At 68.1% G+C, this 9226-nt stretch carries 10 protein-coding genes and 2 tRNA genes; 2 read left to right on the top strand and 10 right to left on the bottom strand.

The window, feature by feature from the left end:
- Nucleotides 1-573 precede the first annotated feature (573 nt).
- A complete protein-coding gene (locus V6U90_RS11210) occupies nt 574-801 on the top strand; it encodes a hypothetical protein (protein WP_334434220.1) in 228 nt (75 codons plus the stop codon).
- A gap of 4 nt (nt 802-805) precedes the next feature.
- Here the strand turns inward: V6U90_RS11210 and V6U90_RS11205 are convergent, their stop codons facing one another.
- From V6U90_RS11205 to V6U90_RS11180, 6 genes are all read right to left on the bottom strand, one after another.
- The gene (locus V6U90_RS11205; RefSeq protein ID WP_334434218.1) at nt 806-1603 is read right to left on the bottom strand and encodes a carbon-nitrogen hydrolase family protein; all 798 of its coding nucleotides are present in this window, start codon (nt 1601-1603) and stop codon (nt 806-808) included.
- 104 nt (nt 1604-1707) lie between these two features.
- Complete coding sequence (clpX, locus tag V6U90_RS11200; RefSeq protein ID WP_334434217.1) at nt 1708-2991, bottom strand: ATP-dependent Clp protease ATP-binding subunit ClpX; 1284 nt, start codon at nt 2989-2991, stop codon at nt 1708-1710.
- A gap of 208 nt (nt 2992-3199) precedes the next feature.
- Nucleotides 3200-3862, bottom strand: a complete 663-nt coding sequence (locus V6U90_RS11195; protein WP_334434215.1) for an ATP-dependent Clp protease proteolytic subunit — start codon at nt 3860-3862, stop codon at nt 3200-3202.
- 10 nt (nt 3863-3872) lie between these two features.
- Nucleotides 3873-4514 carry a ClpP family protease gene (locus V6U90_RS11190; RefSeq protein WP_334434213.1) on the bottom strand — a complete coding sequence of 214 codons (642 nt, stop codon included), beginning with the start codon at nt 4512-4514 and terminating at the stop codon, nt 3873-3875.
- Between the two features lie 176 nt (nt 4515-4690).
- The gene (gene tig / locus V6U90_RS11185) at nt 4691-6049 is read right to left on the bottom strand and encodes a trigger factor (RefSeq protein ID WP_334434211.1); all 1359 of its coding nucleotides are present in this window, start codon (nt 6047-6049) and stop codon (nt 4691-4693) included.
- A gap of 136 nt (nt 6050-6185) precedes the next feature.
- A tRNA-Pro gene (locus V6U90_RS11180) sits at nt 6186-6259 on the bottom strand.
- A 223-nt stretch (nt 6260-6482) separates the two neighbouring features.
- On the opposite strand from V6U90_RS11180, the gene V6U90_RS11175 reads away from it, so the two are divergent.
- Nucleotides 6483-6556 (top strand) — tRNA-Gly (locus tag V6U90_RS11175).
- Between the two features lie 142 nt (nt 6557-6698).
- Here V6U90_RS11175 and V6U90_RS11170 read toward each other — a convergent pair.
- From V6U90_RS11170 to V6U90_RS11155, 4 genes are all read right to left on the bottom strand, one after another.
- Nucleotides 6699-7379 (bottom strand): SMI1/KNR4 family protein, encoded by a 681-nt coding sequence (locus V6U90_RS11170; RefSeq protein WP_334434209.1) that lies wholly within the window; start codon nt 7377-7379, stop codon nt 6699-6701.
- A 36-nt stretch (nt 7380-7415) separates the two neighbouring features.
- Nucleotides 7416-7685: a hypothetical protein gene (locus V6U90_RS11165; RefSeq protein ID WP_334434208.1), complete on the bottom strand. Its 270-nt coding sequence runs from the start codon at nt 7683-7685 to the stop codon at nt 7416-7418.
- A gap of 230 nt (nt 7686-7915) precedes the next feature.
- The gene (locus V6U90_RS11160) at nt 7916-8443 is read right to left on the bottom strand and encodes a DUF6232 family protein (protein ID WP_334434206.1); all 528 of its coding nucleotides are present in this window, start codon (nt 8441-8443) and stop codon (nt 7916-7918) included.
- A 27-nt stretch (nt 8444-8470) separates the two neighbouring features.
- Nucleotides 8471-9214, bottom strand: a complete 744-nt coding sequence (locus V6U90_RS11155) for a CHAT domain-containing protein (RefSeq protein WP_334434204.1) — start codon at nt 9212-9214, stop codon at nt 8471-8473.
- Nucleotides 9215-9226 lie beyond the last annotated feature (12 nt).

Below are 9226 nucleotides of genomic sequence, written 5' to 3'. Positions count from 1 at the left end.
TAAACAAATTGGCACTGGCTTATCAAGCACCCTGTTGAGTTCTCAAAGAACAACCACACACCAAGCCGGTTTCCCACATTGTGGGATCCCCCTTGGGGCAACTCCTCTACCTTACCAGAGCGACTTCGCAGTGTCAAGACCGTGTTTTTGGTCCCGGCTTACTCTGTCTGAGTTCCCAGGACAACGCACACCTAGAACGGTGGTCGTTTCTGTCTGGGGAAGACCTGCAGACCGGCCGATCGCCGCTCTGCGGCCATCCGCCCGGCTCCTGCCGGCTTCAGCACTCTACCCGGCTGGCTTCGCGATCGCAACCCCGGTCCAACCGGCCGATCACACCACCCGGTACCAGCTTCGCTCGGCGGCAATCCACCACGAACCTGGCGCCCGCTTCCTGCCGTCTTGTCCGGCCTTCCGCGTGCAGAGAGAAAATTACGCTTCCGCTCCAGAGAACACAAATCAGCGTCCATCACTGCCTAGCTAGGCTCGTCCCGCCGGGTACACCTCGTCCTATCAGAGAACTGATCGGCGCAGGTGTGACGACAGGGAGGGCCAGCGCGTGACACAGTGACATCCATGGCTCCGGCTCGGCAGGACGTGCGGATACTGGCCGCAGACGCACTACTCGGCCTCCTGCTGCCGATCTGGCAGCTCGTCATCGGCGTCCTGGTGCTCCTGGCGGTACTCGCCTCCGTACGCACACTCGCCCGCCGAGGGCCGTCCCGGATGTCCACCGCCCTGCTGGTCACCGCAGCGGCGATCATCGGACTGGCGGTGATCGGGGTACTGCTCCAGGACGGCTGACCGGTCAGAGCCGACGGTTGGCCAGGCTGGGCAGCTCGGTGCGGATCGTGGCCAGCCGGTCCAGGTCGATGTCGGCCACGGCGACGGTCGTGGTGTCCGGCGCCACGCACAACGGCAGCCCCCAGGGGTCGACCACCATGCTCCGGCCGAAACAGGTACGACCCGGATCGTGGTCGCCGATCTGCCCGGCCGCCGCCACGTAACACTGGTTCTCGATCGCCCGGGCCCGGAGCAGCACCTCCCAGTGGTCCCGCCCGGTGTGCAGCATGAACGCCGCCGGTACCACCAGCAGATGCGCGCCACCCTCGACGGCCAGCCGCCGGTACAGCTCGGGGAAGCGCAGGTCGTAGCAGATGGAGAGACCGACGCGCACCCCGTCGACGGTGACCACGACCGGCTCGGTGCCGGCGGCCACGGACGCGGACTCGCGATAGGAGACGCGACCCGGGATCTCCACGTCGTACAGGTGGATCTTGCGGTAGCTGGCGGTCAGCGCGCCGGACCGGTCGAACACCAGCGAGGTGTTGTAGGTGTGGTCGGAGTCGGGGCCGGTCTCGTGGAACGACCCGGCGATCACCCAGATGCCCAGCCGTTGCGCGGTCCGCGCGAAGAACTCGCCGAACTCGCCGTCCACCGGTTCCGGTCGGGGCAGCCCGGCGGCGGGGCCCAGATAGTCGACGTACTCGGGCAGGACGGCGAGGTCAGCGCCGGCGTCCGCCGCCCGGGCGAGCAGGCCCGCAGCCTGCGCCAGATTGGCGGCCCGGTCGTCGCGGGCGTTGAGCTGGCAGACGGCGACACGCATGCCCCGAGCCTACGGGTACCCGTGATCAGCGGGGAGAGCTGCGCGACAGCCGCCTCCGGTGGCGGTCGTGACCGGATCAGGTCACGACCGCCCCGGGTAGCCACTCAGGCGGACTTCTCCTCGCGTTCACGCCGGGCCCGACGCCCGGTGAACTCCCGGGGCACGATCGTCGGGTAGACGTTCTCCAGGACCACCTCACGGGTGATCAGCACCCGGGCCGCGTCGGGGTTGCTGGGCACCTCGTACATCACGGAGAGCAGAACCTCCTCCATGATGGCGCGCAGCCCACGGGCGCCCGTCCCCCGCAGCATCGCCTGGTCGGCGATCGCCTCCAACGCCGGCGGCTCGAACTCCAGCTCGACGCCGTCCAGCTCGAAGAGGCGCTGGTACTGCCGGACCAGGGCGTTACGCGGCTCGGTCAGGATGCGTACCAGTGCCGCCCGGTCCAGGCTGCGGACACTCGTGATCACCGGCAGCCGGCCGACAAACTCGGGGATCAACCCGAACTTGAGCATGTCCTCCGGCAGCACCTGGTCGAAGACGTCGTCGGCCATCCGCTCGGAGACCGACCGCAGCCGGGCCCCGAAGCCGGTGCCGCCCTGACCCGTCCGCGACTCGATGATCTGGTCGAGGCCCGCGAAGGCACCACCGCAGATGAACAGCACGTTGGTGGTGTCGATCTGAATGAACTCCTGGTGCGGGTGCTTGCGCCCACCCTGTGGTGGCACGTTCGCCACCGTGCCCTCAAGGATCTTGAGCAGGGCCTGCTGGACACCCTCGCCGGAGACGTCCCGGGTGATCGACGGGTTCTCCGACTTCCGGGCGATCTTGTCGACCTCGTCGATGTAGATGATCCCGGTCTCGGCCCGCTTGACGTCGTAGTCCGCCGCCTGGATCAGCTTGAGGAGGATGTTCTCCACGTCCTCGCCGACGTAGCCCGCCTCGGTGAGCGCGGTGGCGTCCGCGATGGCGAACGGCACGTTGAGCATCCGGGCCAGGGTCTGCGCCAGGTGGGTCTTACCGCAACCGGTCGGCCCGATCAGCAGGATGTTGGACTTGGCCAGCTCGACGCCGTCCTCGCCGCCCGCTGCCCCGGCCTGGATGCGCTTGTAGTGGTTGTAGACCGCCACCGCGAGGGCCCGCTTCGCCTGGTCCTGCCCCACGACGTAGTTGTCGAGGAACTGGCAGATCTCCATCGGCTTGGGCAGCTCTTCCCACTTGACCTCGCCGGTCTCGGCCAACTCCTCTTCGATGATCTCGTTGCAGAGATCGATGCACTCGTCGCAGATGTAGACCCCGGGCCCTGCGATGAGTTTTTTGACCTGCTTCTGCGACTTGCCGCAGAACGAGCACTTCAGTAGGTCGCCACCGTCGCCGATCCGTGCCACCTACATTTCTCCCTGCGCTCATCGACCGGTGTTCCCCGGCCGCCTCCAGGAGGCTACGCCCCCGTCGGTCCCGCCCCGCTCCACGGTCGGACCAGCGGAGCGGTACAGACTGACGTTACCCGCTACCCGGGTTTTCTCCGACCCCCGGACCGGTGTGTCAGGGGGTCGGCCGGGAACATCACCCGGCCGACCCCCCGTACCAGATCCGTCAGCCCGCGGCGTTGGCCGCCAGCAAGCCCTTCTTGCGACTGGTCAGGATCGTGTCGACCAGCCCGTACTCGCGGGACTCCTCGGCCGTCATGATCTTGTCGCGGTCGATGTCCTTGCGGACCTTCTCGACCGGCTGGTTGCAGTGCCGGGAGAGCATCTCCTCCAGCTGGGTCCGCATCCGCAGGATCTCCCGGGCCTGGATCTCGATGTCCGAGCCCTGCCCGTAACCGCCCTCGGTGGCCGGCTGGTGGATGATGATCCGGGAGTTCGGCAGCGCCATCCGCTTGCCCGGCGTACCCGCGGCGAGCAGCACCGCAGCGGCGCTGGCAGCCTGACCGAGGCAGACCGTCTGGATGTCCGGCCGGACGTACTGCATCGTGTCGTAGATCGCCGTCATGGCGGTGAACGAACCACCGGGCGAGTTGATGTACATGATGATGTCACGGTCCGGGTCGGTGCCCTCCAGCGTCAGCAGCTGGGCCATCACGTCGTTGGCCGACGCGTCGTCCACCTGGACACCCAGGAAGATGATCCGGTCCTCGAAGAGCTTGTTGTACGGGTTGGACTCCTTCACCCCGTACGACGTGCGCTCGACGAAGGACGGCAGGACGTAACGGTTGTGCACGGCCGCGAACTGTGGCGGCAGGCTCAGGTCAGTCATCGTCAGCTCCTCAGCTCAGGGTTCCGGCGCCATCGGGAACCTGCGTAGCCCCGGTGATCACCTTGTCGATGAAGCCGTAGTCCTTGGCTTCCTGCGCCGTGAACCAACGGTCCCGGTCCGAGTCGGCCTCGATCTGAGCCTGGCTCTGACCGGTGTGCGCCGCCACCCGCTCCTGGAACATCCGCTTGGTGTAGAGCATCTGCTCGGCCTGGATGGCGATGTCCGACGCCGTACCGCCCATGCCGCCAGAGGGCTGGTGCATCATGATCCGCGCGTGCGGGAGGGCATACCGCTTGCCCTTGGCGCCGGCGCAGAGCAGCAGCTGCCCCATCGAGGCGGCCATGCCCATGGCGACGGTCGAGACGTCGTTGTCGATGAACTGCATCGTGTCGTAGATCGCCATGCCGGAGTAGACCGAGCCACCCGGCGAGTTGATCCAGAGGTTGATGTCCCGTTCCGGATCCTCCGCCGCGAGCAGCAGCAACTGGGCACAGATGCGGTTGGCGACCTGGTCGGTCACCTCGCTGCCCAGGAAGATGATCCGCTCCTTGAGCAACCGGTTGTAGACCGAGTCGTCGAGGTTGCCAATGGAGTCGCCCCCGCGGGCTTCGGACACCCTGAGAGGCATCGCTGGGATGTGCATTTCGGTCATGGCAGCCCTTCGCTCTCCGTACCGTCTTACGCCCGACACTAACCGGTCACCGAGCCCACAGAGTCCCTCTCGGGGCACTGTTCGCTATGAGCGCAGCTCGCGCGGGGCGTACCCCTGAAAGAAGACTGGCCGCCGCGCGCCGCAAGCGGCGGACGGCGGCCAGACCCGGTCGTTGATCAGTGCTCGTGGTCGTGGTCGTGCTCGTGCGCGGCCTCGTTCTCCTCGCGCAGCGCGTCCAGGGTCACCTCGTTGCCCGCGGTGTCCTTGATCTTGATGCGCTCCATCACCGAGGCGAGCGCCTTGCCCCGGCGGACGTCGCCGAAGACGGCGCCCGCGGCGCCCGAGCGGACCAGCTGGTCGTAGTACTGCTGCGGGGCCATGCCGGCGCGCTGGGCCCGGTGCACGATCTCGTGACCGAACTCGTCGTCGGTGACCTGGACGTTCTCCGCGTCCGCCAGCGAGTCGAGCAGCAGCTGGATCCGGACGCCCTGGGTGGCCGCCTCGGTCAGCTCGGTGGTGATCTGCTCCTCGGTCTTCTCCTCGGCGGCGAGGTAGTCATCCAGGGAGGCGCCGATCCGCTCAAGCTGGTCGACCATCGCCTGCTTGCGGTGGTCGACCTCCTCGCGGACGACGCCCTCCGGCGCCGGTACCTCGGCGGTGGCGACCAGCTGCTCCAGGGCCTTGTCCCGGGCGGCGTAGATCTGCTCCATCCGCTTGTCCTTGGTGAGCCGCTCGCGCACGTCGGCGCGCAGCTCGTCGAGGGTGTCGAACTCGCTGGCGATCTGGGCGAAATCGTCGTTCAGCTCGGGCAGCTCCTTCTCCTTGACGGTCCGGACAGTCACCTTCACGTCCGCGTCGCGGCCGGCGAAGTCGCCGCCGACGAGCTGGGTCACGAAGCTGGTCTCCTCGCCGGCGGAGAGACCGACGACCGCCTCGTCCAGACCCGGGAGCAGCTGCTTGCTGCCGACCTCGTGGGAGATGTTGCTGGCCGTGCCGCCGGGGACCTCGTCGCCGTCGACCGTGGCGGCCAGGTCGAGCTGCACGAAGTCACCCTCCTGGGCGGCCCGCTCGACGGTCTTCAGCGTGGCGAAGCGCTCGCGCAGGTTCTTGACCTGCTCGTCCACCTCGGTGTCGCTGATCTGGAGCTCGTCGACGGTCACCTCGACGGTGGCGAGGTCCGGGATGGTGATCTCCGGCCGGACGTCGACCTCGGCGGTGAACTTGAGGGTGTCACCGTCGTTGAACTCGGTGATCTCCACCTCGGGGCGGCCGAGCGTCTTGACGTCGTGCTCACGGACGGCGGCGAGGATGTTCTCCGGGATCGCCTCCTGCACGGCCTCGTTCAGCACGGCACCGCGACCCACCCGCTGGTCGATCACCGCAGCCGGGATCTTGCCGCGCCGGAAGCCGGGGACGTTCACCTGCTGGGCGATCTCCCGGTACGCCTTCTTGAGGCTCGGCTCGAGCTCGACGAACGGCACCTCGATGGCGAGCCGCACGCGCGTCGGGCTCAGAGTCTCGACGGTGCTCTTCACAGGCGTACTCCTTGACGGATCTGAGTCTTGATCTGGGCGTGATTCAGCCCATCGAGTGTAGGCGAGCCGAAGCGGCGCCCGATCAGCGCCCGGCACCACGGGTGGTGCTGCCGGACGCCGAGGCCGCGGACGACAGTCGGGGTGGCGGGATTTGAACCCACGGCCCCTCGCTCCCAAAGCGAGTGCGCTACCAAGCTGCGCTACACCCCGTTGCGACGAGAAGTGTATGCCCGTCCGTGTCCGGGCGGGGTGCCGGGGCACACGGCGGGTCGCCCGAGCATCTTCCGGCCGGTCGTCCGGTCAGTCATATCGCCTTCGCCCGGTGCGCCGGGGCCGGTCGGTACAGGTCCGGTCGGTACGGCGGGATACCCGTACGCGTCGGTGGGGCGGACCGGGTACGCTACCTCCCACGGCCCGGGGATCCGGGGCGTACGCGGGCGTAGCTCAATGGCAGAGCTTCAGTCTTCCAAACTGACGGTGCGGGTTCGATTCCCGTCGCCCGCTCCATCGGCCTCCGGGCACGAAGCGGCCCATCCTCGACGTACGCGATGCGCCGCCAGCCACCGGCTAGCGGACGAGACGAGGTGCCACCGGGTGATCGGAGTGCGTCCGGCAGGGTCGGGCGTGCAGGGTCGGGACAGCGTGCCGTCTAGGCGCGGAGGTCGGGTGACACCGTTCCTTCCGCCGCCTCCAGCCAGCGCCGATACCAACGAGCGAACCTGAGGGGCGTCCCATCGTCGTCGTGAAGCGGCCGGAAGCCGCCTCCGTCGGCCCTGTCGTCGGCCCACATCTGGCCGCGTGCCGGGCCGGTGACGACAAGGGCCTCCCGCAGCGCGCAGCCAAGATGACACAGGTACAGCAACCCAATCGAATGCTCGGGCTTGAGAAGGACTGCGTCGCGCCGTTCCCAGTACGCTTCCTCCGCCTCGCTGAACTCCTCCTCCGAGTCGTAGTCCGCCTCGTCCGGCCGCGCGGGCAGACCGTCGGCGGGGTTGAACGCCTCGACGTGGGGAAAGGGCTGCCTGAGCGTGTCCAGGTCGGTGAGATCGGCTCCGTCGCCCGCCCACTGCCACCCTCCGTCCGATCGACGGACGGGGAAGAGCCCGTAGGCCGGTCCCGCACCGCCCCGCCCCGCCTCCAGCAGGAACGACCGGTACTCGCCGGGTAACCGCACCTGGAGCTGCGCCTCAATCTCGCCCAGGTCCCCGGGCCTCAATGGCGGCTCAAGCTCCCACTCGTGATCGGAGGAGCCGAAAACACCATCGGCGTCCGGCGCGGCGGCCAGCCGCTTGAGCCGTGTGCGTACATCCGACCAGCCAGTGAGCGTCACGGTCGGCACGATACAAGCGCGGGGTCCGCATCGGGTTCAGGTCCGTGCACCGTCATCACGGCGGGACCGTGTGGCCCACGCGGTCAGCAGGCCGCCCGCCATCCAGACCAGCGTGGCCACCGTGTGGACGGTGCTGTAGATCGGCACCACGAACAGCACGACGCCCGCACCCAGTAGGACGGCCAGGCCGATCCGCGCACGGGTCCGGCGGGCCGGGGACAACAGGCCCGCCGTTCTGGTCAGGATCCACCACAGCACCGGCCCACCGAGGACCATCACGATGGTCAGGATCATGATGATGTCCAACCCCGGCCTCCGTCTCCAGGGGCGCCCGCGCCCCGGCACGGTCGGGGCCAGCGCCCCGTCCGCAATCATGATGAGACCCAGGGGCATCGAACGCCATGGGCGTCCTGCCCTCCTGCGCAGCGATGTCGATTCGCGTCTCCTCGGCAGGCTGGCGACATCGCCGGGACGGCCGGACGGGATGCCCGCCTTGCCGGTGGCGGGCATCCCGGGTCTACCGGCCGTGGTCGTGACTAGTGCACGACCTTGTTACCGGCCACGTTGTCGCCGAGGAACTTGCTGCCGAGGACCTTGTCGCCCTGGATGTTCTCCACCGTGATGGAGAACTCCTTGGCCGGGTTGTCGATCGCCTCGACGATCTGGTGGACCAGGTAGTAGACCTGCTCCTGGTCCCTGCTCATCAGCGCGACGTGCGGATTGCCCGCGGTCTCCACCATCAGCGCGTAGATGTTCGTCTCGCTGAGCGCGCGGGCCAGCTGGATCGCCTTGAGGGCGAGGACACCGGCCACCGCCAGGAAAAGGATGACGTAGAACGCCTCCGACGCCGCGTCGCCGAGGCAGGTGAGGAAGATGAACCCGAAGAAGCCGGCCACGGCCGTCTTCACCGCGCTCCTGATGAAGGCCCGGATGGCGGCGCTGCGGTCCGGCACGTACGCCGCGGAGCGCACGCGGGCGATGTTGTGCAGCGGGTACGCGTGGTCACCGACCCACAGCGTACGGTTCCTGACGGCTACCTGGACGGTCTCCAGTGCATATCCCATGGTGCTCAGGTCCCTTCGGGAAGGTGGTCAGTCAGCGATCACGGTCTGCTCGGCCACGCCCTCACCCGCCACGAGGACAGGCAGTTGGGTGTCGTCGTGGCCGTGCAGGCTCAGCAGGTTGAGTCCGAGTTCGTAGGCGACCCGCACCGACCTGCCGTGCGCTATGCCCTGGTAGAAGCCGGTGGCGAAGCGGATGGCGGTCAGGTCCGGTACCGGCCCCTGCATGGCGATCACGCACGGCACGTGTCGGGCCACCGCGCGGGCCTGTTCGTGGGTGAAGCAGGCGTTGAGCACGACGCACCGCAGCGAGCCCCGGAGGATCCCGAACAGGTCGCTGAGCGCGTGCGGGGGTACGGGCTGCGGAAGGCCGAAGTCGTCGTTGACCAGGATTCCGTGCGACTGGCTGCCGTGCCCGCTGAAGTGGGCGATCGCCGGTCGGTGCCGCAACAGGGCGGACTGGAGGTCGTCCAGGCGTACCGCGTCGGCGGTGCGGATGGCCAGCCAGTCACCGGCCTGCGCCAGGGTGACGGCCTGGTCGATCGCCCGCCGCTCCTGGTCGAGGCGCAGGGCCGAGGTACGTAGCGGGTTGGCGGTCATCAGCAGGATCACCCGGGATTCCCGACGGTGGGCGCGGCCACCGTGGGTCTGGGTGCCGGAGAGCCGGCCGTCGTCGGGGACGTGGCCGGCGCCGTAGACGTGCTTGTCGCCCTGGACCAGGTCGCCGCCGAACTTGTTGCCGTAGACCTTGTCCCCGTAGACGATCTCTCCCATGACGGCTCCATG

The sequence above is a fragment of the Micromonospora sp. CPCC 206060 genome, assembly GCF_036906895.1.
Lineage (GTDB): Bacteria > Actinomycetota > Actinomycetes > Mycobacteriales > Micromonosporaceae > Micromonospora.
This window is presented reverse-complemented; position numbering and strand designations above follow the sequence as displayed.

Bases quoted from the DNA above. Each gene is read 5' to 3' on its own strand.
- V6U90_RS11155 (WP_334434204.1), bottom strand. From the start codon at position 9,214: ATGGGAGAGATCGTCTACGGGGACAAGGTCTACGGCAACAAGTTCGGC.
- V6U90_RS11210 (WP_334434220.1), top strand. From the start codon at position 574: ATGGCTCCGGCTCGGCAGGACGTGCGGATACTGGCCGCAGACGCACTA.
- V6U90_RS11195 (WP_334434215.1), bottom strand. From the start codon at position 3,862: ATGACTGACCTGAGCCTGCCGCCACAGTTCGCGGCCGTGCACAACCGT.
- V6U90_RS11205 (WP_334434218.1), bottom strand. From the start codon at position 1,603: ATGCGTGTCGCCGTCTGCCAGCTCAACGCCCGCGACGACCGGGCCGCC.
- V6U90_RS11190 (WP_334434213.1), bottom strand. From the start codon at position 4,514: ATGACCGAAATGCACATCCCAGCGATGCCTCTCAGGGTGTCCGAAGCC.
- V6U90_RS11160 (WP_334434206.1), bottom strand. From the start codon at position 8,443: ATGGGATATGCACTGGAGACCGTCCAGGTAGCCGTCAGGAACCGTACG.